Below are 26132 nucleotides of genomic sequence, written 5' to 3'. Positions count from 1 at the left end.
TTCACCCTCCCGGGTCAACCCCTATTATCTTCGTCTTCTTCATATAAATCCCTGTTTGATAAACAAGCTGCTGCATCTGCATCTAAAAAAACAGTTACCGACGGATGCTGTAGCAACAGGCTGGCCGGCAGTTCATTCGTGGGTGGCCGCTCCAGCATTTTTTGCACGATCACTGCTTTGTGCTTACCGCTCGCCATCAAAATAATATGCCTGCTTTCCAGGAGCGTGCCCATTCCCAAAGTGATCCCTTTGTCCAGTGCCTGGGGCCGGGTAAAATATTTTTGTCCCACCTTCTTTGTTACCGGATGCAATGTTACTACCTGCGTCCTGCTGTCTTTTGCAGTTCCCGGCTCATTCATGGCAATATGTCCATTCATTCCCACTCCCAGGATAGCTACATCAATCCCGTTCTTCTCACTGATAAACTGCTCCGTTCTCCGGCATTCTCCCTGAAGATCGGTTGAACGCCCATCAAAAAAGCAGATGTTATTTCCGGGAATGCCCAGTGGCTGAAACAGCTCCCTGTTGATAGAATACCGGCAGCTTCCTTCATCGTTGCCGTTTAGCCCTACCCACTCGTCCAGTCCCACAAAGTTCCAGTTGGCGTACTGCGTTTGCTGATAGGTGTTGGCCATGGCCCTGTATAAACCCGCCGGCGTATCGCCGGATGCGGGGCATAGCAGTGGCTGGTCATACGCCGGCATCAGCTGCATTACACAGGCTGCCACCTGTGCTGAAAGCGCTTCATATGTTGGATAAATAACTATTCTCACGCATCTACTATTTAGTGATGGAGGTTGGATGCAGCCACAGATCAACAGGCTTTTCTACTTTCTCATTAAAAGGAAGCATTATCTTTTTACCCTGCCCTGCAGATGCGTAGGCGGCATAGATAATTTCCAGCACATCCCTTCCGTCTTTCCCCGTTACCAATGGTTCCCGGTTATGCTGTACACATTCTATAAAGTGTTTTAATTCCTGGGGATAGCCCTGATTAAAGGCTTCCTCGAATATGCAAAAGCTCCATCCTATGGTAGTATCTGTTTTCTCCATGGCATAACCATAGCCATTTTTGCTATAGGCCAGCACAGAGTTGCCGGTAAACAGGTCAGCATAAGCCACGCCGTCTAATCCGTGAATTTCACTGCGGTCGTCCATACCGCCCTGTTTTGCCCATGAGTTTTCTACCACGCCTGTTACGCCATTTTCAAACTCTATGATCACGATTGAATTATCTTCTCCCCTGGTCCTGTGTTTATGAAGCACTGTTTTCATAGATGCCGTAACGCTCACCGCCCTGCTGTTCTTCAACATCCATCTGAACCAGGCGATGCCATGGCAGCCCATATCCATCAATACCCCGCCGCCGGATTGGTTAATATCATAGAACCAGTCTGAATGAGGGCCGGAATGTTTCTCCGACTGTTTTAGCATATACACCTGGCCCACCGCTCCTTCTTCCACCAGCTTCCTGGCGCGCTCATATTTGGGAGCAAAACAAAGCTCCTCTGCATACATCAGTTTTACCCCGGCTGCTTCGCAGGCTGCAATCATTTCATCTGCTTCCTCCAATGTAACGGCCAGGGGTTTTTCGATAATAATATGCTTGCCGGCTGCTGCAGCTTTGAGCGTTACTTCCCGGTGCATAAAATTCGGAAGACAAATATCCACCACATCAACATCCGTGCTTTGCAGCAACTCGTCAACAGAAGAAAAGTGCCGGGCAATACGATGCTTATCTGCGAAGGCTTTTGCCCTGTCTGCATTTCTTGCATACACTGCTGCTATTTCTGCTTCCGGAACAAACCTTGTATAACTTTCCAAATGGATATCGGCAATAAACCCGGCTCCTAATATGGCAACTTTCACTCGTTTCATACTTTTACCTTAATGAGATTCATTAAAAATTATACTTTGAGATCTTTACCGGGGTGTTACTGCACCCATTCGTACATCCTTACATAATCCACCTGCATGGCGGCCGGGAACACTGTTTCATCTATACCTTCCTTACCGCCCCAGTTGCCGCCTACAGCCACGTTCAGCAGCAAATAGAATTTCCTGTCGAAAGGCCAGCCTTCATGGCCTTTGTGCTCATTAGCCACCTGGTAATACACCTTCCCGTCGAGCAGGAAGGTGATATTATCAGGGGTCCATTCTATTGCATACACATGAAATTTCTTATAAGGATTTTTAATGTACACCCCTTTTGTTTTCTGTGTTCCGATAACATGATTATAGGATTTGCTGTGCAGGCTTCCGAAGATGCTGTCTTTCATATATCCAACATGCTCCATCACATCAATCTCCCCGCTTTCAGGCCAGCCTCCGTATTCATTGTCTGTTGACAGCATCCAGATAGCAGGCCAAAGGCCCCTGCCTTCTGGAAGTTTGGCCCTTACTTCCAGCTTTCCGTATTTCCAGTCGCCTTTGTTTTTGGTGATCATCCTGGCCGACGTGTATTGATGATCCCCGCTGCCGCCATTCCTGGCAATTACAGACAGGGTGCCATTTGCCACTTTCGCATTATTGATATCTGCGCCGGTGTAAAACTGCAGCTCATTATTTCCCCAGCCGGATCTGCCGGTCTGATATCCCCATTTGGTGCTGTCCGGTAATCCGTTGTAGTTAAACTCATCGCTCCAGGTCAGCTTCCATTTCGTATGCCGTTTGATGGACTGGGCCTGGGAGGCTGTTATGCAGCAACATCCCACCCATGTTAAAACGAGACAATAAATACTTCTTTTCATCAGGTTAAGTGCTTTCTTTACTATCATTTATTTAAGCTTTGGATTTACATCTTCCTGCGCCTGCGGAATGGGAATATATTCACTTCTTCCTTTTATAAAACCAGGGAGCACGGTGGCGGCCTGTTCGGTTCTCAGCAGGTCGTTGAATCTTTCTCCCCACCATTCACAGATCAGTTCCGCATGGCGTTCATCCAGCAACTGCTGCAGCGTTACATTGCTGATTGAAGCCAGCTTTACCCGGTTCCTGACTAAATTCACCTGGGCATCCCCGCTTTGTCCTTTACGGATTTTTGCTTCCGCATTCATCAGCAGCGCTTCTGCATAACGCATGATCCGGATATTATTATTTGCGCCATAATAGTCAATCCTGTCTGCCGTCATTTGCGAACGGGGAGTATATGATTTACCATTAAAGTATTTCTTCCTGGACGCGTTTCCGGAGATAGTATCCCCATCAGGCGTAACGGAATAGGTACCGGGAGCGCCATTAATACCGCAATACTGGATGGCTGTTTTTAAACGTACACTATCATTACGTGATTTCAGGAAATCAACCGCTTTTTGTGTGGGCACCATCCATCCAGGGCCTGTGATAACAGGGCTGTAGGTATTTTCGGGCCCCTGGAAGAAAAAGAAGTTACCCCATTCTTCGCCCGGGCCACCGGAAATTACGATATCGCCGGTAGATTTTCCAAAATCCGAATATTGCAGTTCCAGAATAGATTCATCACATAACTTACCCGGCTTTTTAAACAGCTGGTAGTAATCACTGAACAGGGAGAACTTACCGCTATTCACAATCTGGTTAGTACAGTCCAGTACTACATCCCAGTAAGTGCTGCCATTATTATTCCCTGCCAGGTCCATAGCTGCTTTGGCTTTCAGCATCAGCGCCGTATACTTCGTAACACCTCCAACATGCGCAGCTGCATTGGGACGGGCATCTTCCAGGTTGGCAATACAGAAATCCATTTCGGAGATCACATACTTATTTACGTCCTCAACGCTGCTTTTGCCAACTCCGCCCAGGTTAGCCGGGTCGTTGCTTTCTATGCCCAGGATAGGTACTGCGCCATAGCTTCTGCAAAGCCAGAACTGCGCAAGCGCCCTGTAAAAGCGGACTTCCGCCTGGTACCTTGCCAGCAGCTTGGTTTTGTCGGCATCGCCCGCAGGGATATTTTTCCCAAATTTGTCCAGTTCAGCCAATGCGCTGTTGGCGCCCAGCACCACGGAATACATGCTGATCCACATATCGTTGATACCCCAGTAACTTTTTACGGTTACATCGGTTTGAAAATTGTGGATGCCTACCTGTCCGGCATCATCATTTCCCGGTTCGATATCATCACTGCGTGACGACCGGATAGCAACACTGATCCATTTTCCGAAAGTGCCGCTGGCAGCGGTTCTGTACACACCAGACACCGGCTGGTACATTAAAGACAGATCAGTATAATCGATGGTAGTTGCCTGGGGCTGATTTTCCAACGGGCGATCCAGGAACTTGGAGCAGCCGGAAAATAAAACCGTTGCGATGAGCAAAATTGATATATAGATTCTCATATTTTCTTTTTTTAAATTTCTATAACTGGTATTACAGCAACATTTTCGTATATCCTTAAACGAAAGCCTTTTTTAGAAGGTAGCTCTTACACCTAAGCTGTAGGTAGAAGAAACCGGGTAAACGTTCGCATCATAACCGGACACCTTGTAGCCAAAAGAGTTATTTGTACCTACCTCAGGTGTAAAGCCATTGTACCGGGTAAACAGAAAGGGCCTGTCGGCAGTAGCAAATACCCTCATGGCAACAGGCGATTCTTTACCTATATTAAAGTTATAGCCCAGCTGAATGTTCTGTATGCGCAGGTAAGCGCCGCTTTCCACAAAGAAGGAGTTGCTTACTTTAAACCAGCCCTGTCCCAGCGCATAGGCAGAAGGATAGGCATTCGTTGATCCGGGGCCGGTCCACAGGCTGGATGCAAATTTCTCGTCCAGGTTCAGGGAAGTGGAAGCTTTGTAAAGCCGTCCGCGGTTAAGGTTGAATATTTTATTTCCGGACACGCCCTGGAACGCCACGCTGAAATCAAATTTTTTATAGTTAAGCGCTATATTAAAGCCATAGGTAACTTTGGGCAAATAGCTTCCCATGTTGATACGGTCTTTATCATCCAGCACGCCGTCACCATTCTGGTCTTTATACTTGGGAAACCCGGGCAGGATAGGTGAAGTAGCTGTTTGGTTATAATGTGCCGCCACCGGGTCGCCACTCACTTCCTCAGGGGTTTGGTATATGCCTGTAAATTCATACCCATAGAAGTAGTTGATGGGTTGCCCTACTACGATACGGTTCGGAAATTCCGCAGTCCATTCAGGGAAACCGCTGGTTGAACTGGGAAGCGTACCTAAGTTGGTGACTTTATTTTTCAGGGTCGACATATTCGCGCTTATCTGGTATCCGAGGTTACCGATTTTGTCGTTCCAGCTCAATGCGATATCCCAGCCGCTGTTCTCCATATCTGCCCAGTTACCATATATGGTAGTGTAAGTGAAAGGGAATGGCCGGGAGAAAGCAGCCTGGGAAGTTTTCCTGTTGTAGTAATCAACAGAGCCGTTTAATCTTCCCTTCAGCATTTCAAAATCAACACCCCCATCCCACTCTGTTACTACTTCCCAGGTAATATCTGTATAGAACCTGTTTACGGAATACCCTGGTATATATTCCCCGTTGGCGTTGGCAGTGCTGCCAAAAACAGCAGAAGCGCTGTTGCCTGTTTTTACAACGGCGTAACCTGCGTTGGCATTTACCCCGTCGTTTCCAAGCTTACCCCAGCTACCTCTCAGTTTCAGGAAATCAAATACTTTCTGGTTCTTCATGAAAGCTTCCTTGCTCAGCACCCATCCCAGGCCCACGGAAGGGAAATAGCCCCATTTGGTCTGGTACTTTGAGCTTCCGTCTGCACGGAATGTGGCAGTAAGCAGGTATTTATTATCATAATCATAGGTACCGCGTGTAAAGTAGGAAATACCGGCGTTACGGGTACCGTCTTCTCCGTAGTAAGCCGCATTGGATGTTCCCTGTCCGGCATACCAGGATTCTTCCACATTGGGTATGTTATCGGCTTCTGTCCGCGTCTGGCGCCAGCGCTCTTCCCTGGTTGATTGCCCCAGTAACAAGCTCCAGTGATGCAGGCCCTTACCATCTTTATAGGTAAGCAGGTTATCCAGGATATAATTGGTAGTTCTTTCCTGGATGGATTTGAGGTGCGATACGGTAGAGCCGGCGCCCGGGCCCAGGTTCCGCTGAGGCAGGTAGTTTGTGCCCAGCAGGGAACCATAGATCTGGCTCAACTGGGATCTGAATGTAAGCTTGTTCTCCCAGAAACCGGCCTCGCCATATAATGTAGGCAATATCTGGAAAGCCTTGGACCTGTCGTAATTATAATAGGCAGATGCCATAGGGTTTTTGTCATCAGACCTTCCAATCACAGAAGCGGCGGTAAACTTCACCGGGAACGCATTTACGTTGGCGTCGTCATACACGGGGTACAACGGGGAGGCCGTGTAAGCATCCAGGAAAGCGCCGTTATTGGGACTAAAAGTAACCGAATTATTAAAGATGGCAGAGAACCCTAATTTCAACCAGCTAAACGCCTTAGCTTCCAGTTGTAAGCGGCCGTTATATCTTTTAAAGTTGTTCAGTGCATTCAGGATACCATTCTGATAGGTGTAGTTCAAACCCATTGAGTAAGTTATCTTGTCGCTTCCCCCCTGCACATCAATGCCGTGGTTGGTCAGCATTGCGCTCTTTCTCAATATAACATCATACCAATCGGTGCTGGTAGTGGGATTAAGCCCGCTGCCGCCGAACCTTTCGGACGACAGTAACACGGTGCCACTATCTGCCACAGATCCCCGTTGAAGGGAAAACTCAGTATATTGCTTTCCGTTAGCCATTTTAAGGACATTCGTTGGCTTCTGAACGCCTACATAGCCATTATAGGTTACGCGGGTTTTCATATTGGCTTTTCCTTTCTTCGTGGTGATCAGCACTACGCCATTGGCTGCACGTACCCCGTAGATGGCGGCACCGGATGCATCTTTCAGGATAGACATGTCGGCAATATCATTGGGATTCAGAAAACTGATGTCATTTACAAACATTCCATCCACCACATACAATGGATTTTCATTGTTAAATGACCCTACCCCCCTGATGCGTACATTCGGGGAACTGCCGGGCGCCCCGCTGGTAACCACCTGTACACCGGGAACGCTTCCCTGTAATGCCTCCATCGGGCTGGCAGTAGTGCGTTTAAGCATATTTTCCGTGTTAACAGTGGTGATCGGGGCGGTGAGGTCTCCTTTCTTTTGTGTGCCATAACCAACCACTATTACTTCATCCAGGCTGGTCCTGGAAGTCTCCAGCTGAATATTCAATACGCTGCCGGAGATGGCAACCACCTTGTTTACAAAACCAATTGCCGACACCGCAATCGAATCTGCACCGGGAGGCACGGAAAGCGTAAATGTTCCGCTTTCATTTGTCAGAGTACCTATAACCGTACCTTTTACACCTATAGAGGCTCCGATGACAGGGGCGTTTTTGTCGTCAGTTACAGTACCCTTTACAGTTCTGTTTTGAGCGTTGGTTGTAAAATGGCCGGTAATAGAAAGTACAAGGAGGATAAAAATTCTGAAGAACTTTTTTTTCATACGTAAAATTTATTTTTGGTTGTTCCTGATAAAGTGGATCCGTGGTATAACAAATGTAGGCGGGCTTATCATTAAATGTGTCGAAACTACCCCAACAATACTACGTCTTATCCCGTAAATGCCTATTTTTATAACAAAAGACACTACTACAATACTACTACATCGGTGGATCGGGGAATGCGATATGAATAAGACCTTACTTAATATACTGTTTTTTTCCTTACTGTTGTCAGCATACTGTGATGCCGTTCAGGCACAAAACGGGTGCGGGCTTCCTGCAGTGGTCAACTACACCAAATTTGATTATCAGGGTGGCAGTCAGAACTGGGACATGGGACAAGATAAGCAGGGAGTCATGTATTTTGCCAATAATGAAGGACTGCTGAGTTTTGATGGAAGCCACTGGAAGCTCTATCCATTACCCAACAGCACTGTTATATGGTCGCTCGCGGTTAGCGACGACGGGAAAATTTATGTGGGCGGGCAGGATGAGATAGGCTACTTCTCCCCCGATGTCAATGGTATACTAACATATACATCTTTAAAAGATAATATCCCGGAGCAACACAAAAAGTTTGCGGATATATGGCATATTGCCATTATGGGGAGCAGGATCTTTTTCCAGGCTGATGGCCGCATCTTTGAATACAACGGTAAATCGATCAGGGTATATCCTTCCAATTCACAATGGCTTTTCATGGGGCGTGCCGGTGAGCATATTTATGCTTCAGACCGCATGGCGGGATTATTACAGTTCGATAAAAATCAATGGGCGCCTGTTGCCAGGGGGAAGAAACTTACGGGGATACTCATTGCCGGCATTCTTCAAATGGGTAAGGACAGTATTTACATCGTTAGCCGGACCAATGGTATTTTCCTGCTGCACAACGACTCGATAAGTACAGTGCTTAATAATACCCCCGATCATCTCTACATCAATGCTGCTGCGAAGATAAATGAAGAGGAACTGATGCTTGCCACCTCTTCCGGCGGATGCCAGGTACTTAATATAAGAAGTAATGTATGGCAAAGCTATTCCAATGACCAGGGCCTTCAGAACAACAATGCCCTGAGTGTATTTAAAGATGCCAGCAATAATTTATGGACAGGGCTGAACAGCGGCATCAGTTATATCAACTACAACTCCGCCATCAGGTACCTGCAGGTGGGCAAGGCCAGCAACCTTCCCGGTTATTCCACCTCCATATTCAATAACAGGCTGTATGTGGCCACATCCAGCGGCCTGTACAGCGCTCCCGTGGCTAACAGTAATGATATACACATTACGAGGGATGATTTTTCCCTGGTAAAAAATACAGAGAACCGTGAAGCCTGGAATCTTGCCGGGATAAACGGGCATTTATTGCTTGGCAGTGACAACGGGAGCTACGAGGTACAGGGCACTGAAGCCAGGCAGCTTTCCGGGGATGCAGGCACCTGGTATTTCCTTCCGCTATCTTCTGTTTATCCTGTACAGGATATCATAGTAGGCACCTATTATGGACTGAAGCGGCTACGGTATGAGGGCAATAGTTTTCACGATGAAGGCAAAATAGAAGGCACTCCCGACTCTTATCGCTTTATGGCATTAGACGCCAATGGAGATATCTGGGCTTCTCATCCTTACCGGGGCGTTTACCGGGTGAGTTTATCGGACAACAGGAAAAAATACTCCTTTCATTTATACACCGTCAGCGATGGCCTCCCATCTACCTTAAATAACTTTGTTTTTAAAATAAAAAATCAAATCCTCTTTGCTACTTCGGGAGGACTTTACGAGTTTAACCCCTCCTCCCAAAAATTCTCCCCCTCGGGGTTTCTTTCCGCTGTTTTTGGCAGGATGAAAGTACGGTACCTGACGGAAGACAAGGAAGGTAACATCTGGTTCTGCAACGAGAAAGGGACAGGTGTAGTGCATTTTTCGGCTGATACCGGTGGTTTGCCCAAGGTCACTTATTTCCCGGAGCTGGCCGGGCAGCTCCTTCCGAAGTTTGAGAACATTTATCCCTATAACAGGGAAAATGTATTTATTGGCTCAGAAAAAGGATTGATCCATCTCGACTATCAAAGATATACTTCCTCCCAGCAACGCATTACCGTGCGACTGGGAATGGTGAAGATCACCGGTAGAACCGACAGCACCATCTATGGCGGTTACCAGGACACAGATCCTGCAGCCGCCGCTTCCGGCAGCAACAGGGAAATTCTGCAGTTACCATCGGCATTCAACGCTTTTCATTTTGAGTACAGCTCCCCGGTATATGATTTCCAGCAAAATATTACGTATAGCTATCAACTGGAAGGTTACGATAACGACTGGTCATCCTGGGATAGTAAAACAGAAAAAGACTACACTAACCTGTCGAACGGGGAATACACCTTTAAAGTAAAAGCCCGGGACTACCAGCATAACGAATCCCCGGTGATGTCATATACCTTTATAATAAAGGCTCCCTGGTATAAAACCACCTGGGCGATACTTGGCTATATGGCTATTTTAGCCGGCCTGGTATTTATGATACGCAGGTACCTGAAACATAAGCTGCTGCTGCAACAGCAAAAATTTGAGGAAGAACAGAAGAAACTCAGATACATTCATCACCTGGAGCTGGAGAAAAATGAAAAGGAAATCATCAGGCTTCAAAAGGAAAAACTGGAACAGGAGGTGCTGCTGAAGAAAAAAGAGCTTGCAAACACCAGTATGCACCTGATGGAAAAATCGGATACCTTGACCAAAATAAAGGAAAGAGTGTCGCGCCTCAACAGTGAAACAAATGATATTAAAAGTATCACGGATCTCATTAAGGATGCAGAAAAGATCAATGCCAACTGGGAAGTGTTTGCCGCTCATTTTGACGAGTTGAATGATGATTTCCTGAATAAACTAAAAAAACAATACCCTCAGCTGACTACCTCCGATTTAAAAGTATGCGCTTACATTAAATTGAATCTGACCACAAAAGAAATATCGCAGCTGCTGAACATAACCGTACGTGGCGTAGAAGTAAGCCGGTACCGGATAAGAAAAAAAATTGGCCTGCCAACGGAGCAGTCGTTAAGCACTTTTTTTAACCAGATATAAAAACAGCTGTAAGCCTGAAGTCAGGGGCATATTATTCCCTCTCATTTTTTCCCCTGCGCCAAAACTATAGATTATCAAATTTTTATTTTAGTTTGCGCGGAAGGAAAATCAAGCAGAAAATTGCACGCAGATAAACTTTTGGAAGAACAGGAGCTCCTTACGCTTATTGAAGATGGAGACCCGAAAGCATTGGAACATATCTACCTGAAATTTTTCGGGCAGCTCAGTTATTATGCCTTTAAGTTAGTCAATGATGCAGAAGCAGCAAAAGATATCGTTTCCGGTATTCTTGTAAAAACCGCTGAACAGCCAAAGCATTTTGATAGTTTCCTGCATCTGAAAAATTATCTTTTTCTTGTCACACGCCATGCCAGCTTCCGCTGGCTGGGGCAGCTCAAAAAAGAACAGCTTTCCTTGAATGAGCTCCAGCTTGTAGGAGACGATTATGATTGGCAGTCGGAGGTTGAGCAGGTCCGTGCCAGGGTGGCTGCTGCCGCGCACGAACAGATTAACTTACTTCCAAAAGGCTGTGCCGAAGTTTTTAGAATGATCTACTTTGAAGGGAGAGATACTGCAGAAGTGGTGAAGATACTTCACATCAGTACTAAAACAGTGCTTAACCAGAAACAAACAGCCGTTAAATTGCTGAGAGCTGCGTTATTAAAACAAGGACTGCTGGCACTTTTCATTCTTTTCTGGGGTGATCTTTAATTTTTCTTTTCCATGGGAATACCCGGTATTTCCTGCCATATCAGCCCTGCTCCGGGATACCAATGATTGCAGGTCTGATGTTCCGCCATAAGCATTGGCGACATGTGCAGCCTTCAACTCAATTGCGCTTAAACACTGCAATGTTCTATGATAAAATAACAGATCAATGTAAAAATCGCAGTTCCCGGCATGGACCTTATATTCTTCTGCGACAATAAAAAATCCTTTGCTGATCCAGGAATGAAATTCTTCATCTGTTTATCCATCCTTTTTTGCAGATCGTTTTCGTTAAACGACAATAATTGATTTTAGAGTAAAACCTGTTCCTGCTGTTTTGCAATTGATAAGAAAAAAATGCACAGGAATCAAAAATGAAAATTATCTTCGAGCTCAAAACCGGCAGCAGCAGGATAAATAGCCGTGAAAAGAAAATATTTTATGAACATAATGATCTATCCAATTCAATAACCGATCTGCATGGATAAAAATGTAAATCCCCCTTTAGTTACTGTTTTTATGGCTGCCTTTAACGGTGAAGCCTATATTGAAAAGGCCGTACAAAGTGTCCTCGATCAAAGCTTTACTGATTTTGAGCTGTTAATTATTAATGATGGCTCCACAGATCGTACACCCGACATCGTTCATAAATTTACTGATCCCCGAATCCGTTTTATTCACAATGATAGCAACAGGGGCCTTACTTTTACCCGTAACCGTGGGATTGAAGAGGCTAAAGGACAATATATAGCAATTCTGGATTGTGACGATTTAGCCATGCCTGATCGTCTTAAAGTACAAACCGGTTTCTTAAATTCGAATCCTGAAATCGCAATGTGTGGCGGGCAAGCCATAACTATTGATGAATCCGGCGAACAGACCGGAAACCTGAATGTGATTGCAGGAGACAAGGATATATCTCCTGAATTGGTATTTCATAATATCTTTATCAATTCGACCTTAATGATCAAAAGATCTGCCATGGTGGAGGCAGGTGGATACCGGGATTATTCTCCCGCGGAAGACTATGATCTTTCTTACAGGATCTCCATACATCATCCCGTAGCAAACCTGAACGAGGTCCTTGTCGCATACCGCCTTCACGGAAATAACATTTCAAAAGTGCAGAATGAAAAAATAGTTCGTGCAGAGCTCCGTATCATCGAGAACATCCATACAAACCTGGGCATTCCCAAGGATGAAAATTTAATTCGGATTCATCATGACTACTCCAGTTATCGGTTTTCATCCAGAAGCTCAAAAGAGTTCCTGCAGGTTTTTGAGGCCCTGAAACTGGGTAATTCCAAATCCAGGAACTATTCCGTTCATATATTCAATGAAATGCTCTTCAAAAAATGGTTTATACTTTTAAGACATAAAAAAGAAAAAAGAATTCTTCCTTTATATTTTAAAAGCAGATTATTTGAATGGCAATTTGTTACTCCCAAGGAATTACGCAAAGTATTCAAGCAGGCTTTTTTTCGTAACCTTCCCTTAAAACGTCAGTAATATGATACCTGCAATGAAGAGCAGCACTGAAGAAAACATCAGCAATATTTTAATTTAACAACCTGTATTCAGTGGGTGTTTTCCCGGTTTTCTGTTTAAACAACCGGGTGAAATGTTGTTGGTACTTAAAACCTAAATGAAAAGCTATATCACTGATAGATTTATCGCTGTCAAATATCATGGACTTTGCTGTGTCAATCACTTTGGATTGTATATAGTCTAACGCCGTACTACCTGTTTCTTTTTTGATAAGGTCCCCAAAATAATTGGTTGAAAGATGCAACTGCCCGGCACACCAGGTTACGGTTGGCAGGCCTGATACCTGACATTTATCGGACTGAAAATATTCGTTCAGCAAGCTTTCAAATCTTACCAGAATATCTCTGTTGGCATGGCCCCGGGTAATAAACTGGCGGTCATAAAAACGCATACAATAGTTCAGGAATAATTCGATGTTGGAAACAATAAGCGTTTTACTATGCTTATCTATATTCTGGCCTATTTCATATTCAATTTTTTCAAAACAATCATTTACAATTGCCCTTTCTTTTTTTGATAAGTGCAGGGCTTCATTCACTTCATAGGAAAAGAAAGTGTAGTTCTTAATTTTTCTGCCAAGATCTGTACCTGCTATCAGGTCCGGGTGAAACACAAGTGCCTTACCCTGGGGCTTGATCATTTCTCCCTTGCTATCAATTCCATAAACCTGACCTGGTGAAATAAACACCAATGTACCATCTTCATAATCATATGGCTGGCAACCATACTTCATATCACCACATCTGATATACTTTAGGAAGATGGCATAGATGCCCATGTATCTCCTAAAATACTGATAAGTTGGCATGCCATCGAAATCAACAACGCTCACAAGCGGATGTAAGGTGTCAACTCCCAGGGTATCATTGTATTGCTTAACAGTATCAATTCTTTCCACCTGCTCCATGACCTGGAATTTTGTTTATACAAATTTAGTAAACTCTGCACGTTTCAGATTGAATTAAAGCAATAACAGTGAAAGTGGTAAATAAATCTGTGCTTTGTATAAAAACCTTACAACGGATAGTGAATAATTTTGCAATACCAGATAATCAGTATATGTGGCAATCCGTCTTAAAAAATCGCATTCAGCAATACAGATTTATAATTTGTATTTTATCATTGGGTTTAATCTTAAATACAATAAATATGAGCGCACGAAATAATATAGAAAAAGAGCAACCCCTGGATGCCCGTCAGCAAAGCCTTGCCGTTATTTCTGCGCTGGTGGCAACAGGCAACATTGAAAGCCTGAAAATACAATTCAATACCGGGCTCGATGCGGGGCTTACCATAAATGAAATAAAAGAAGAATTGGTGCAGTTATATGCCTATTGCGGTTTCCCGAGAAGCCTCAACGGTATCAGCAGCTTCATGCAGATATTGGAAGAACGGAAAAAGAACGGCATTACCGACGTGGCAGGTAAAGAATCAACGCCCTTAAAAGACAGCACGGACACTTATGAACGTGGAAGAAAAACGCTTGAAATCCTGACCCAAACGCCACAGCCGAGACCAGCGCCAGGGTTCGGTGAGTTTGCACCCCGTATCGATGCGTTCCTGAAAGAACATCTTTTTGCCAACATTTTTGACAGCGATGTACTGAACTACCAGCAGAGGGAACTAGTAACAAATGCCGCTCTGGCTGCCATGCAAGGGACAGAAGGACAATTACAGGCACATATTGGAATGGGCATGAATACCGGGATTACCGCCGAACAGGTGAAAGCTGTATTCGACATTATTGAAAAATCGGTAAGCAAGGAACAAGCCAGCAAAGCAAGAGCAGTTCTCTCAAACATGAAAAAACAAGTAAATTGACAACCAGTAATATGAAAAGGCCCATATTTCAATACCGCATTTACACTAAACACCCCTTGCGGGCCATACTGGCTATAATAATGCTTCTTTGTATGAATAACACCGCCCATGCGCAACAACAGGAAGTGATGGTGCGCATTTCAGAAATAGAGATATATCCACAATACCTGGAGGAGTACAAAACAATACTAAAGCACGAAGCAGCAGCGTCGGTAAAACTTGAAGATGGAGTTATTACTATCTTTCCTATGTTCCAAAAGAGCACTCCAACACAGGTAAGGATATTGGAAATATACAGAGACCAGCAGGCGTATCAGTCACATCTGAAAACCGGGCATTTTCTGAAATACAAAACCACCACACTGCAAATGGTCAGATCATTGAAATTGGTGGATATGGACGCTCTGGATCTGGAAGCGGCAACGGATATCTTCATAAAATTAAAACATATCACTGTTCCGCACAGATGATCAGGGCAGCATACAGAAAAAAATGAAGCAGCTGTTCCACGATTAACAAGCGGCAAAAAACAATCATAAAATCATACCTAAAATGAACAATAACACCATGGATATTTTTGAAAGATTGAGAAACGGGGAAACCATTACAGCAGGCGACCCGCAGGCATATAGAATGCGTGAAGCATCCTATGCCACGATAAAATTGCTTAATCAGATGAATAGCTCAGGTGACCCGGTACAAATCAGGAATTTCCTGGAGCAGATTACGGGTTCAGAAATTGACGAGAGTACGACAGTATTTACTCCCTTATATATCAATTATGGAAAAGATATCAAGATCGGGAAAAATGTCTTCATCAATTTTGATTGTACTTTTCTTGGCCTGGGAGGTATTACCATTGAGGATAACGTAATGCTGGCTCCCAAAGTCAGTTTGCTGTCGGAAGGCCATCCTGTATCGCCGGAAAACAGGCACTCCCTGATGGTAGGACGTATCCTCATTAAAAAAAATGCCTGGATAGGCGCGAACGTTACCATTCTTCCCGGTGTAACGATCGGAGAAAATTCGATAGTCGCCGCCGGGGCTGTCGTTTCAAAAGACGTTCCCGATAATACTATTGTTGGTGGTATCCCTGCAAAGATCATTAAAACAATAGAATAGGATCCGTAAAGATACAATCCGTATGACGGAGGCATTTATCTTTTCACAACTTTATCACAAAAACAAAAAAACCTTGTAGAATAAGCTTCTACAAGGTTCAGTTACGTCAATATACCCTCAAATCCAACTCAGAGAGCAACGATCAGTAGCAGCTACTATAAAAACATCCATATTCCACGACGGTAGCTGCCCCGATGAAACGCCTGTATTGAATAATAGGGAAATCAACGTTTTTTTATCTTCTTAGCCTCTTCTGAAATTCTGGCAAAAGACTTATCTCTTTTCGTTTTTCCTGTTCAGAAGTAGAAAAATACCAGGATTCTTTTCGCAACTTGAGATAACTATTGTACACCTCCTGTTCCAAAAGACCGCTGTTTACAGCTTCCACAACCGCACAGCCAGGTTCATTAACATGCGTACAATCCTTAAAGCGACAGGATTCAGCAAAATCGGCAACATCGAATATTTCTGCCAATGACTCAGGATTGTCCAGGGCTAAACCAAATTCTCTTACGCCGGGTGTATCTATTAAGATACCACCATCATCCATCAGCGCCATTTCCCTTCGGGTTGATGTATGCCGCCCTTTGCCTGAGGATTTGCTTATTTCAGATGTGACAAATACGGTCCGTTCGCATAATGCATTGATTAAAGAGCTTTTCCCAACCCCTGATGATCCTACAAATACGATCGACTCTCCCGGCCTGATAAATTCCCGCACAGGAAGTATTGTTTCAGGAGAAAGAATGCTTGTGAAAAACACGGGTATCTGGCGGGTAATATGTTTCAGCGATTCATCTGCCTGGCGGCGATCAAATTCCAGATCAGCTTTAGTGAGTATCAATATCGGCTGAATATTTTCTTCCAATACCTGAACCATAAAACGCTCCGTCCGGCGAACACTGAAATTGGCATCAAGACCTTGTACGATAAACGCCTTATCAATATGGGAGGCAATAGCCTGCCTCCCGGATATTGTACCGCTCTTTCTCCGGTACAGCGTATGCTTACGCGGTAAAATATCAAGGATTATTCCCTTGTTATCGTCAAAAGGTTGAAAGATTATCCAATCGCCCACACACGGAAGCTCAAACAATGACTTTCCATAAAGCAGATTCCCGGTCAGTTCGCACAACAGCAATCCGCTCTCCGTGATAACTTCATAATTGGTTTTGTTCACCGCAGAAACACGGCCATGGAAAAGATGTTTGTATTGTGAGGCTTGTTTAGGTTGGAACAGGCTATCGTTCCAACCATATAATGATAAGTTATTCACTACTTATAATTTAAAATGATGAAATAAAATTGCCTAATTCTCTATTATCCGAATGGTTTGCTGCATACAAATCACCTTTGGTAATACGGGAACTACCAAGCCGGCAATTTTCAGAAACAAGACACCCGGAATCAGGCAATCATTTCAACTGCTAAACTATAATATGTGAATACTTGTTTTTGCATAAGATACAAAGATACAAAAAAATAATTCAGGCTCAAATACAGAAAAGCCGCATACATCCTGTTATTCAAGCGGTTTTAATTTCCTTTGATTTCCCTATGGTGCAAAAGCCGGACATTTTTATGGCCGATTTACGTAAATTAGCTGAAATAGTATAATATTAAACAGACGTATTCCCGGTGAAATAATATGCAGGAACAAAAAGGGAAAAATGAGGACTCACAACATGATGAGCTGGGGATAAAGATCCGCTCAAACGATAATCCTTATCTTCCGGCTGACATTCAAAAAAAACTGCTGCAACCACGCAGATTATCTTCTTATTTTATTGTATTAATTGAAAGCGGTTCAATTACCTACAATATAGACTCACAGGACTTTACCCTTACTGATGGGCATTTACTTTTTGCAATGCCCAATCAATTTTTCACGCTACCTGCTAAAACAGATGATCTTAAATATTTCAAGGTACTGTTTGATGAGAATACACTGGCATTGTTGCCACAACAATATCCCTTTCTGGTCAACCCCTTAAACGCACAAACCATAGCACTTGACAATGCTGCAAAAGAAAGAGTGATAAAGGTTTTTGGCATTCTAAACCAGATACTTTACGTAGATAGACATGAGACCGACACCGAGATAATATTAGCTTATCTTAACTCATTGCTATCAGAATTAAACAGCGCTTATTTCAAAAACAAGGAATCCGCCAATATCTTAAACGCTAACCTTTCAAAGTTTATCGAATTCAAATTAGTGGTGGAAACGCACCTTGCGGAGCAACCTTCCATCAACGCAATTGCGGAAAAATTAGCCTTAACTACAAACAGTTTGTATCGGATTGTAAAAGAATATGCCGGTACATCGCCCAAAGATTATTTTATTAACCGCTTAATGGCGGAAGCTCAGAGAAAGTTACGCTATTCCAATACTTCCATCAAGGAATTGGCCTATGAACTGGGCTTTAACGACCCTGATTATTTCTCCAGGCTCTTCAAAAAAAGTACAGGAAAAAGCGCAAGTGAATTTTTGCCCAGGCAGGATTTGTCGGGGAAATAAAGTGAATTGTCCATTCCCGCTATTTTCCGGCCCTTTACTTTTGCTTCATAAAATTCATACAGGAAATGAAATTTGCATTAGTAACAGGCGCTAACAAAAGCATTGGTTTTGAAGTTGCGCAGCAACTGGCTCAAAAAGGAGTTTACGTTTATCTCGGCAGCCGTAATATGGAGAACGGTATTGAAGCCGTTGGTAAATTAAAAGAGAAGGGATTAAACAATGTAGAGGCTATTCAGCTTGATATTACAGATGACGGATCAGTAATTAAAGCCCGTAAAGAAATAGGTAAAAAAACAAAAGCCCTGGACATATTGATTAATAATGCGGGCATTTACGGTGGTTATCCCCAAACGGCACTCGACTCAACTATTGATCAGTTTAAAGCAACATATGATGCAAATGTTTACGGCGCGGTGCGGGTTACACAGGCATTTATTGATCTATTGAGGAACTCGTCAGCACCCCGTATTGTAAATGTAAGCTCAAGCCAGGGCTCAATTACGTTTCACAGTGATCCAAACTACAAATACTACGACTACAAAGGGGCTGTATATCTTTCTTCAAAATCAGCCCTGAATATGTATACTGTTGTTTTGGCTTACGAACTTAAAAATACCAACTTCAAAATAAATGCCGTTTGCCCGGGATATACAAAAACAGACTTCAATGGACATCGTGGGCCAGGAACTGTTAAAGATGCAGGAAAACGGGTAGTAAAATATGCGCTGATTGACAATGATGGCCCAACGGGGAAATTTTTTAGCGAGGAAAATAATCCTGAAACAGGAGAAATACCCTGGTGAAGAAGATTGAGTAACCAGAAAAGTAATTTCGCACTTTGATAAAGGCTAACAAATAGACTTGAAACCTGCGCCGCTCGCAGGTTTCAAGTCTCCTCCAGTGAACCTTCTGGTACAAAACCCGAACCTTTTCATATTCGGTTCACGTAAATCAGCTGAAATACTATAGCCAATTAATTTCTGGTGAAATGAGGGCAAATGGCGACACACTAAGTGAACTGTCAGCATGAAATATTGTTGCCTGGAACCTTTTCAAGGTTTGGGGAATACATAGCAAGTCGTCTGACCAGGCTGATGATCGCTTTTTTATCATAACCATATAATTCATGCAGTTGTTGTTGCGTACCCTGTACTGCGAATGTGTCCGGCAGCCCCAGCCGCTTTAAGGTAACATGGTAATCATGCTCCACCATAAACTCCATCACAGCACTGCCTACACCTCCTGAGGTACAACCATCTTCGATAGTGATCACCGTGGAAAACCGGCGGAATACCTCGTGTAACAGTGCCTCATCCAGCGGCTTAAAGAACCGGAGATCATAGTGCGCTACGTTCAATTGATCCTCTTCCAGCTCCCCACAGGCTTCTTTTGCGTATTGTCCCACCGGGCCAAGGGAAAGAATGGCGATATCCTTACCAGACCTGATCTTTCTTCCTTTTCCTATTTTCAGTCTTTTGAAACCGAAGGAGACAGACGCAGATATTCCCGCTCCCCTTGGATAACGAATGGCAAATGGTCCGCTCCCTTTGCTGGCCTGCGCCGTAAAGAGTAGATTTCTGAAGTCTTCCAGGTCCATGGGGGACGCACCAATGATGTCAGGTACACATCTTAGAAAAGCAATGTCAAATGCACCATGATGTGTTGGCCCATCCGGCCCTACAACACCCGCCCGGTCGATACAAAATATAACGTCCAGCTTTTGCAGGGCCACGTCGTGGATAACCTGGTCATAGGCACGCTGCAGGAAAGTAGAGTATATCGTACAAAAAGGGATCATGCCATCAACGGCGAGGCCGGCCGAAAAAGTAACGGCATGTTGTTCAGTGATGCCTACATCAAAAACACGTTCCGGCATTTCCTTTTTCATTTTGGTTAGTGCGCTTCCCGATAACATCGCAGGTGTTACCGCCATGATCTTTGGATTGCTGCCGGCCAGTTCAATTAAGGTATCACCAAATACTGACTGGAAGGTGACAGCCTGGTTGGCAACCGTTCCTTCATCTAACGTAGCACCGGTAAATCTGTCGAATTTTTTTGGTGCATGCCATTTCGCTTTATCGGTCATCGCCGGGGCAAAACCTTTCCCTTTGGTCGTTACACAATGTAATAATTTGGGTCCGGGTATATGCGTCAGTTTTTCCAATACATGGATCAGCTTTTTAAGATCATGCCCATCAACGGGACCAAAATACCGGATGTTCAGCGCTTCGAAAAGATTGCTGTAGCGCAACAGTCCTCCTTTCACCATTTTCTGGAGCTTCCGTACCACATCCACCGGCCACTTGTCTGGCTGCCCGGGATGTGACAACAGCTTACTGATATGCTGCTTTAACGCATTATAATACTTGCCGGCAGTGAGCTCCGTAAGATAGTTCTGTAAAGCACCTGTATTGGCATCGATCGACATATTATTGTCGTTCAGTATCACCAGCATGTTGGGCTGTTCATACCCGGCATTATTTAACGCTTCAAATGCCTGCCCTGCAGTCATGGCCCCGTCACCGATCACCGCAATATGCTGGCGTGTATTTTCACCACGGTATTTGGCGGCACAGGCCATGCCCAATATGGCCGAAACAGAGGTGGAAGAATGTCCGGTTCCGAAGGCATCGAATACACTCTCCTCCCTGCTTGGAAAACCACTGATCCCACCCAGTAACCTGTTGGTATAAAAGCGGTCCTTCCTTCCTGTCAACAATTTATGCGGATACGCCTGGTGGCCAACATCCCAAACCAGTTTGTCTTCCGGTGTATTAAATACATAATGCAATGCAACCGTAAGTTCCACAACACCAAGACTCGAACTGAAATGACCTCCATTCGAGGCAACATGATCAATTAAAAAAGACCTCAGCTCTTCGCAGAGACCTTGCAGAGACGAAACAGGCAGGTTTCGCAAATCATCCGGTGTATCAATATTAAAATTTTCGGTCATTCAGCATTCTTTCCGGCAAAATTAAATCGTTTACATTTACAGTACAGATACAGAATATGTATAAATTACCAATACAGATATGAGGGTGTATAAATTCGAAGCTTTTACCAGCGACATTGAAAAAAACATACGCAAGGGCGTTTTCAAACCCGGACATAAACTGCCGTCTGTCCGGGATCTGAAGGCGCAATATCAAACAAGCATGAGCACTATACAGCAGGGATATGAGTATCTGGTCGCCAGCGGATTGGTGGAGAGCGTGCCTAAATCGGGCTATTATGTCAGTAACAGGCCGGACCTGTCCAATCAACCGGTGAAGACCAAACATCGGCTGGTAGCCAGGGACGCCACTTTCAAGCATCATCTTGGGCTTACGACTTCGCTGAAAGCGGGACGCAGATTTTCGGAGTTTAATGTAGCGGCCCCCGGTGACCTGCTGATGCCGCAAAAACTATTGCTCCGTACCATGCAGCAGGTGATCAGGGAACAGGGCGCCGGTTTGCTGCGCTATTACCCTTCCAACGGATCAACTGCATTAAAAGAGAATATCTTAAAAAAGGCGGCAGTTCATCAAACCATTATCAATCCCGATGAGCTACTGGTTACTGATGGCGCATTACAGGCGCTGTATATTGCTTTAGCCGCGGTGTGTAATGTGGGGGATGTGATTGCCGTGGAGAGTCCCTGTGTTTTTTCTGTACTGGAAGTGATAAGGGTACTGCAACTGAGAGTGATCGAAATCCCCGTTGACCCATACACCGGATTTGATATTGATTTTCTCAAAAAAGCCTGTCGTACCAATGCTATTAAAGCAGTTGTGATAACCCCCAATTTCCATAATCCTACCGGCATTTTACTCACCAATGAACAAAAGCTGGTGCTGTTATCCGTTGCACTTCAATATAATATTGCGCTTATTGAGAATGATATTTATGGAGATCTATACTTTCACGGTCAGCGGCCTTCCACAATAAAAAGATTTGATGACAGCGGGTTGGTATTATCTTACTCATCGTATGCGAAAACGTTGGCGCCGGGAATACGGGTCGGTTGGTTATCAGCGGGAAAATTTATGCAACGTGCAGAACAAATCAAGTTTGCATTGGGCAGTACTGTTTCGCCATTGTACCAGGAAACCGTGAACCGCCTGTTAGCCGGCAACAGCTATGACCGGCATGTCCGTTCATTCAGAATGCAGCTGGCAAAGAATGCGCATGTTGCGATTAACTTGTTATCAGCTCATTTTCCGAAAAAGACTTCGATCCTTACACCTGCGGGCGGATATAATATCTGGGTAAAGATGCCCGATAACACTGATATGGCGCGCTTCTATGATCAATGCGAAAAAATCGGGGTAAGGTTTACGCCAGGTTATACTTTCTCTTTTTCAGGCGTTTTCGATAAGCATTTCAGGATTGTGTTTGCGGATAAATTCTCTCCCAAAAGGATCGAGGCGCTGCAGCTGGCCGGAAAGCTGGCGAGATAACATCTGTACTACCAATAATTTCAAATTGTGTACTGTGTATTATCCAGCGCACCGTGATAGATTTGCCTGTATAATTACGACAGACTATGAACATCATCACGAAATTTACAGTAGTTACAAAGCAGGGCATGGATGCGCTTTTGATGCTGACCAAAGAACTGGCCGGGGAGAAGTATTCTGGTCTTCTCCAACAAAAAGTATTAGATAAATACATCTCCGAAAATTTTAATGAACGCGCGTTGATCGCTGAGATCAACAATATATCTAACCAGTGGCTGGTAGTGTATGTGGATGATCAACCCGCAGGATATGCGTGTATCACCTCCAAGGGTAAACGACCGGAGTCGCTGGAAGGCAAGCGGGCTGTCCGTATCGCGGACTTCGGCGTGCTGCAAAAATACCCGGCGCCTGCTGTCAGAGATGCGCTGCTTGAAAAATGCCTCGCTGTTTGCAAACCATATGAAAATGTTTGGCTAACTGAATATGCTGCAAATCCTCTTCTTCCCCTTTTTGAAAACAAAGGATTCACCAGGCAGCAGTCTGCCGGACAGCCGCACGAGTTATCATTGGCTACCGTGTGTCTGATCGCGTAAACCCTATCAATGAGACAAATGGAATTGCGCAAAAAGATCATCGTTGCCGGCACGGGGAACGATATACACAGTAAGGCCACCATGCTGCCCGTACTGATTATTTCACTCGCTACTTTTATTATATTCTTCCAGGGATTAATGGTAGCCCCTTTGTTGCCTATGCTTTCAGCATATTTCAACACATCGGTCAGACACGTAAGCTTTATAGAACCATCATACCTGCTGGGTTACGGTCTTTTTACATTATTTTATGCTCCGTTAAGTGACAGGCTGGGAAGATTTAAGGTCATCATTTTATCCCTGCTGTTGTTTACGATTCTTACGCTGGCCACCACTATAGTTAAGGACATCAACCAGATGATCCTCTTACGGTTACTGACAGGAATGGGTGCTGCCGGTGTGGCGCCTACTACCATTAGCTGGATCAGCGACACCTTTCCATACGAACGAAGAGGGTATGCACTCGGCATTTTCTTTGGCGGTATGGCAGGCGGTACTGCCTTTGGCTCCAGCGTGGGCGCACTATTTTCTTCACTGATTGGCTGGAAATGGCTATTTGTGGGTGTTGCAGCAGCCGGTTTGGCCATTTCGATCCTGATCATCGTGTTGAGAAACTGGTTATTTGATGCATCTAAGGAGGTTATCGGCAGTCAGAAAAATATTCTGTCATCCTTCCACACCATCCTCTCACAGAAACGGGCCAGGTGGGGTTATAGTTATGTCATGTTCAATGGTATGTTTCACAGCGGGATCTTCGCATGGCTGGGATATTTTTTTTATAAAAACTATGGGTCAAATGAAATGCAGATCGGCCTGACTTTGCTCGGTTATGGTATTCCCGGGCTATTGCTGGGCCCTTTTCTGGGAAAACTGGCAGATCGCTATGGTCGGAGTAAGATCATACCACTGGGTATTTTCGTAGGGTCGTTAGCGGTACTGCTGCTTAGCCGGCAATTCTGCCTGGCGGCTTCATGTATGCTCGTTACTCTTTTATCCCTGGGCTTTGATCTTTCGCATCCGCTGTTTGCAGCGATCATTACAACATATAGTACCAATAAGGGGCGGCAACGGGGCTCTTTGCCTTTTTCCTGTTCCTGAGCTATGGACTTGGCAGTTTAGTGTTGAGCCTGATCGTTAACATAGGACTGGAAAAAGCTTTCCAGCTATACGGTATGTGCGCACTTATTGCAAGCGCAGCGGCGGTATTCGTTTTCAGAAAAGAGAGATGATCGTATTAAAACAGGATGTAAAACCTGTGGCCGCTGTCGCTCACTCAAAACATTGTTTACGTGATGATGAGGAACTCAAAAAAGGCTTCAAAACTAACAAGTTCTGAAGCCTTTTTTATTTCCAGTGATCCCCTTGGGACTCGAACCCAAGACCCATACATTAAAAGTGTATTGCTCTACCAACTGAGCTAGGGAATCCTTTCCTATTAAGGGCTGCAAAGATAATAATCCCAAATTAACCGCCAAATTTTTTTTCACAGGAAAATAAAATAACTTCAGATACTATATGAAAAAATACCTGGCAATTATATTGCTGGCCTATGCTGCCTGTACCCCGCCAGCAACTTCCTATACTTACTACCGTGGAGCCGATGGGCAGCTCAAAGTTCAGGAGCACACTGAAACCGGATCTGGCTTACCTCTCAATATCAAAAAGAAGAAACGGGCAATTCAGCCTACTATCACTTTTGTGGAAGCCGTTAAAGAATACCGCCGCACTTTTCATCATTTTCCACAGGACTTATGGAACCTGCAAAATATGAACGACAAAAGCCGCAATGCGTTTAAAGACATGAAAGAAACAGGATTCACCGATCTGCAATTGCAGTATGTATATCTTGATTCTTTTGTAGTCGCCTTTGTACATAAACCGGTATATACGCTGGCAAATAAAAACAGCCTTCTTTCCGGGTCGGATGTATACGGGAAATTTATTTTTACCTACAATGTCAAAGACTCTTCCTTTCTCTATGTAAAGAAACTGGATTAAATAAATAAGCCGCCTGCTTTACAGCATGACGGCTTATTTGTTATCTCTTAACATGGGTTATTCATCCATGCCGTCCTGGTAGTTATTATTGCCTTTCTCTGTTTTGCTGCTGTTGGCAACAAGTGCATTGATATTGCTGATCTCTTCCTTTGTAAAATACCGCCAGCTGCCCGGCGCCAGGTCCTTCAGCGTCATATTCATGATCCGTGTGCGTTTCAGGGTTGTTACTTCATACCCCAATGCCTCGCACATACGGCGGATCTGCCGGTTAAGCCCCTGGGTTAATATAATACGGAAACGGTTCGGCCCCTCCTGTTGAACAAAGCATTTCTGCGTCATTACACCAAGGATACGAACACCGCTGCGCATACTTTTAACAAATTCCAGGTCTATCGGTTTATCAACGGTTACAATGTATTCTTTCTCATGCTGGTTACCGGCCCGCAGGATCTTGTTTACAATATCCCCATCGTTGGTAAGGAATATCAGCCCTTCGGAACGCTTATCCAGCCGGCCAATAGGAAATATGCGGGATGGGAAGTTCACATAGTCAATGATGTTCGTTTTATCTTTCAGATCAGTGGTGCAGGTAATGCCTTTAGGTTTATTGAGCGCTATATACACGGTCGATTTCTTCTTCTTCAGCGGCTCCCCGTCTATCTCTACCACATCGCCGTCTTTTACGCGGTTGCCTTTGGAGGCAATATTGTCGTTGATGGTAACGCGGCCCTGCTCAATATATTTGTCCGCTTCCCTCCTGCTGCAGAAGCCTGTTTCACTGATATATTTGTTAACGCTGATATCCATATGGCTGCAAATTACTTAAAAACCGGA

Annotated in this window: 22 protein-coding genes and 1 tRNA gene; 12 read left to right on the top strand and 11 right to left on the bottom strand. The window is 44.4% G+C overall.

Features of this window, described 5'->3' with window-relative positions; genetic code table 11:
- Positions 1 to 14: 14 nt before the first annotated feature.
- The 5 genes from FN124_RS29120 to FN124_RS29100 form a co-directional block, all read right to left on the bottom strand.
- A complete protein-coding gene (locus FN124_RS29120; protein ID WP_142688313.1) occupies positions 15 to 773 on the bottom strand; it encodes a glucosamine-6-phosphate deaminase in 759 nt (252 codons plus the stop codon).
- 7 nt (positions 774 to 780) lie between these two features.
- On the bottom strand, positions 781 to 1878 hold the full coding sequence (locus FN124_RS29115) for a Gfo/Idh/MocA family protein (protein ID WP_142688312.1): 1098 nt from the start codon (positions 1876 to 1878) through the stop codon (positions 781 to 783).
- A 56-nt stretch (positions 1879 to 1934) separates the two neighbouring features.
- Positions 1935 to 2777 (bottom strand): glycoside hydrolase family 16 protein, encoded by an 843-nt coding sequence (locus FN124_RS29110; protein WP_221887955.1) that lies wholly within the window; start codon positions 2775 to 2777, stop codon positions 1935 to 1937.
- Entirely contained in the window at positions 2778 to 4313 is a 1536-nt protein-coding gene (locus FN124_RS29105; RefSeq protein ID WP_142688311.1) for a RagB/SusD family nutrient uptake outer membrane protein, read from the bottom strand.
- Positions 4314 to 4385: 72 nt separating this feature from the next.
- The gene (locus FN124_RS29100) at positions 4386 to 7463 is read right to left on the bottom strand and encodes a SusC/RagA family TonB-linked outer membrane protein (protein ID WP_142688310.1); all 3078 of its coding nucleotides are present in this window, start codon (positions 7461 to 7463) and stop codon (positions 4386 to 4388) included.
- 226 nt (positions 7464 to 7689) lie between these two features.
- Between FN124_RS29100 and FN124_RS29095 the strand changes: the two genes are divergently transcribed.
- Together FN124_RS29095 and FN124_RS29090 are read left to right on the top strand one after the other, a co-directional pair.
- Complete coding sequence (locus tag FN124_RS29095; RefSeq protein ID WP_185937445.1) at positions 7690 to 10545, top strand: ligand-binding sensor domain-containing protein; 2856 nt, start codon at positions 7690 to 7692, stop codon at positions 10543 to 10545.
- A gap of 138 nt (positions 10546 to 10683) precedes the next feature.
- Positions 10684 to 11256, top strand: a complete 573-nt coding sequence (locus tag FN124_RS29090; RefSeq protein ID WP_185937444.1) for an RNA polymerase sigma factor — start codon at positions 10684 to 10686, stop codon at positions 11254 to 11256.
- Here the strand turns inward: FN124_RS29090 and FN124_RS31865 are convergent.
- A complete protein-coding gene (locus tag FN124_RS31865) occupies positions 11206 to 11490 on the bottom strand; it encodes a PDDEXK nuclease domain-containing protein (RefSeq protein ID WP_221887967.1) in 285 nt (94 codons plus the stop codon). The genes FN124_RS29090 and FN124_RS31865 overlap by 51 nt on opposite strands.
- Positions 11491 to 11733: 243 nt before the next feature.
- Here FN124_RS31865 and FN124_RS29080 point away from each other — a divergent pair, with 243 nt between their 5' ends.
- Complete coding sequence (locus tag FN124_RS29080) at positions 11734 to 12762, top strand: glycosyltransferase family 2 protein (RefSeq protein WP_142688307.1); 1029 nt, start codon at positions 11734 to 11736, stop codon at positions 12760 to 12762.
- A 49-nt stretch (positions 12763 to 12811) separates the two neighbouring features.
- Here FN124_RS29080 and FN124_RS29075 read toward each other — a convergent pair whose 3' ends face one another.
- A complete protein-coding gene (locus FN124_RS29075; protein WP_142688306.1) occupies positions 12812 to 13708 on the bottom strand; it encodes a helix-turn-helix domain-containing protein in 897 nt (298 codons plus the stop codon).
- A 242-nt stretch (positions 13709 to 13950) separates the two neighbouring features.
- Between FN124_RS29075 and FN124_RS29070 the strand changes: the two genes are divergently transcribed.
- The 3 genes from FN124_RS29070 to FN124_RS29060 all read left to right on the top strand — a co-directional run bounded on the left by FN124_RS29070 (position 13951) and on the right by FN124_RS29060 (position 15744).
- On the top strand, positions 13951 to 14622 hold the full coding sequence (locus FN124_RS29070) for a carboxymuconolactone decarboxylase family protein (protein WP_221887954.1): 672 nt from the start codon (positions 13951 to 13953) through the stop codon (positions 14620 to 14622).
- Positions 14623 to 14714: 92 nt separating this feature from the next.
- Complete coding sequence (locus FN124_RS29065; protein ID WP_260607612.1) at positions 14715 to 15092, top strand: putative quinol monooxygenase; 378 nt, start codon at positions 14715 to 14717, stop codon at positions 15090 to 15092.
- An 82-nt stretch (positions 15093 to 15174) separates the two neighbouring features.
- A complete protein-coding gene (locus FN124_RS29060) occupies positions 15175 to 15744 on the top strand; it encodes a DapH/DapD/GlmU-related protein (protein ID WP_142688303.1) in 570 nt (189 codons plus the stop codon).
- Positions 15745 to 15979: 235 nt separating this feature from the next.
- Here the strand turns inward: FN124_RS29060 and rsgA are convergent, their stop codons facing one another.
- Positions 15980 to 17020, bottom strand: a complete 1041-nt coding sequence (rsgA, locus tag FN124_RS29055; protein ID WP_142688302.1) for a ribosome small subunit-dependent GTPase A — start codon at positions 17018 to 17020, stop codon at positions 15980 to 15982.
- Positions 17021 to 17392: 372 nt separating this feature from the next.
- Here rsgA and FN124_RS29050 point away from each other — a divergent pair, with 372 nt between their 5' ends.
- The gene (locus tag FN124_RS29050) at positions 17393 to 18265 is read left to right on the top strand and encodes an AraC family transcriptional regulator (protein WP_142688301.1); all 873 of its coding nucleotides are present in this window, start codon (positions 17393 to 17395) and stop codon (positions 18263 to 18265) included.
- Between the two features lie 65 nt (positions 18266 to 18330).
- The gene (locus FN124_RS29045) at positions 18331 to 19068 is read left to right on the top strand and encodes an SDR family oxidoreductase (protein WP_142688300.1); all 738 of its coding nucleotides are present in this window, start codon (positions 18331 to 18333) and stop codon (positions 19066 to 19068) included.
- A gap of 218 nt (positions 19069 to 19286) precedes the next feature.
- On the opposite strand, the gene dxs is transcribed toward FN124_RS29045, so the two are convergent.
- A complete protein-coding gene (gene dxs / locus FN124_RS29040) occupies positions 19287 to 21221 on the bottom strand; it encodes a 1-deoxy-D-xylulose-5-phosphate synthase (protein ID WP_142688299.1) in 1935 nt (644 codons plus the stop codon).
- A 79-nt stretch (positions 21222 to 21300) separates the two neighbouring features.
- On the opposite strand from dxs, the gene FN124_RS29035 reads away from it, so the two are divergent.
- From FN124_RS29035 to FN124_RS29025, 3 genes are all read left to right on the top strand, one after another.
- A complete protein-coding gene (locus tag FN124_RS29035) occupies positions 21301 to 22707 on the top strand; it encodes an aminotransferase-like domain-containing protein (protein WP_142688298.1) in 1407 nt (468 codons plus the stop codon).
- 86 nt (positions 22708 to 22793) lie between these two features.
- Entirely contained in the window at positions 22794 to 23300 is a 507-nt protein-coding gene (locus FN124_RS29030; RefSeq protein ID WP_142688297.1) for an N-acetyltransferase, read from the top strand.
- A 9-nt stretch (positions 23301 to 23309) separates the two neighbouring features.
- Positions 23310 to 24398 (top strand): MFS transporter, encoded by a 1089-nt coding sequence (locus FN124_RS29025; RefSeq protein ID WP_221887953.1) that lies wholly within the window; start codon positions 23310 to 23312, stop codon positions 24396 to 24398.
- Between the two features lie 256 nt (positions 24399 to 24654).
- Here FN124_RS29025 and FN124_RS29020 read toward each other — a convergent pair.
- Positions 24655 to 24727, bottom strand: a tRNA-Lys gene (locus FN124_RS29020).
- An 88-nt stretch (positions 24728 to 24815) separates the two neighbouring features.
- Between FN124_RS29020 and FN124_RS29015 the strand changes: the two genes are divergently transcribed.
- A complete protein-coding gene (locus FN124_RS29015) occupies positions 24816 to 25298 on the top strand; it encodes a hypothetical protein (protein ID WP_142688296.1) in 483 nt (160 codons plus the stop codon).
- A gap of 57 nt (positions 25299 to 25355) precedes the next feature.
- Here FN124_RS29015 and rluF read toward each other — a convergent pair whose 3' ends face one another.
- Positions 25356 to 26105, bottom strand: a complete 750-nt coding sequence (rluF, locus tag FN124_RS29010; protein ID WP_142688295.1) for a 23S rRNA pseudouridine(2604) synthase RluF — start codon at positions 26103 to 26105, stop codon at positions 25356 to 25358.
- Positions 26106 to 26132 lie beyond the last annotated feature (27 nt).

It is taken from the genome of Chitinophaga polysaccharea (genome assembly GCF_902150045.1).
In the GTDB taxonomy this organism is placed as follows: Bacteria; Bacteroidota; Bacteroidia; order Chitinophagales; family Chitinophagaceae; genus Chitinophaga; species Chitinophaga polysaccharea_A.
This window is presented reverse-complemented; position numbering and strand designations above follow the sequence as displayed.

Coding starts and splice junctions, on each gene's coding strand:
- FN124_RS29115 (WP_142688312.1), bottom strand. CDS start 1,878: ATGAAACGAGTGAAAGTTGCCATATTAGGAGCCGGGTTTATTGCCGAT.
- FN124_RS29110 (WP_221887955.1), bottom strand. CDS start 2,777: ATGATAGTAAAGAAAGCACTTAACCTGATGAAAAGAAGTATTTATTGT.
- FN124_RS29105 (WP_142688311.1), bottom strand. CDS start 4,313: ATGAGAATCTATATATCAATTTTGCTCATCGCAACGGTTTTATTTTCC.
- FN124_RS29100 (WP_142688310.1), bottom strand. CDS start 7,463: ATGAAAAAAAAGTTCTTCAGAATTTTTATCCTCCTTGTACTTTCTATT.
- FN124_RS29080 (WP_142688307.1), top strand. CDS start 11,734: ATGGATAAAAATGTAAATCCCCCTTTAGTTACTGTTTTTATGGCTGCC.
- FN124_RS29075 (WP_142688306.1), bottom strand. CDS start 13,708: ATGGAGCAGGTGGAAAGAATTGATACTGTTAAGCAATACAATGATACC.
- FN124_RS29070 (WP_221887954.1), top strand. CDS start 13,951: ATGAGCGCACGAAATAATATAGAAAAAGAGCAACCCCTGGATGCCCGT.
- FN124_RS29065 (WP_260607612.1), top strand. CDS start 14,715: ATGAATAACACCGCCCATGCGCAACAACAGGAAGTGATGGTGCGCATT.
- FN124_RS29060 (WP_142688303.1), top strand. CDS start 15,175: ATGAACAATAACACCATGGATATTTTTGAAAGATTGAGAAACGGGGAA.
- FN124_RS29050 (WP_142688301.1), top strand. CDS start 17,393: ATGCAGGAACAAAAAGGGAAAAATGAGGACTCACAACATGATGAGCTG.
- FN124_RS29045 (WP_142688300.1), top strand. CDS start 18,331: ATGAAATTTGCATTAGTAACAGGCGCTAACAAAAGCATTGGTTTTGAA.
- dxs (WP_142688299.1), bottom strand. CDS start 21,221: ATGACCGAAAATTTTAATATTGATACACCGGATGATTTGCGAAACCTG.
- FN124_RS29035 (WP_142688298.1), top strand. CDS start 21,301: ATGAGGGTGTATAAATTCGAAGCTTTTACCAGCGACATTGAAAAAAAC.
- FN124_RS29030 (WP_142688297.1), top strand. CDS start 22,794: ATGAACATCATCACGAAATTTACAGTAGTTACAAAGCAGGGCATGGAT.
- FN124_RS29025 (WP_221887953.1), top strand. CDS start 23,310: ATGAGACAAATGGAATTGCGCAAAAAGATCATCGTTGCCGGCACGGGG.
- FN124_RS29015 (WP_142688296.1), top strand. CDS start 24,816: ATGAAAAAATACCTGGCAATTATATTGCTGGCCTATGCTGCCTGTACC.
- rluF (WP_142688295.1), bottom strand. CDS start 26,105: ATGGATATCAGCGTTAACAAATATATCAGTGAAACAGGCTTCTGCAGC.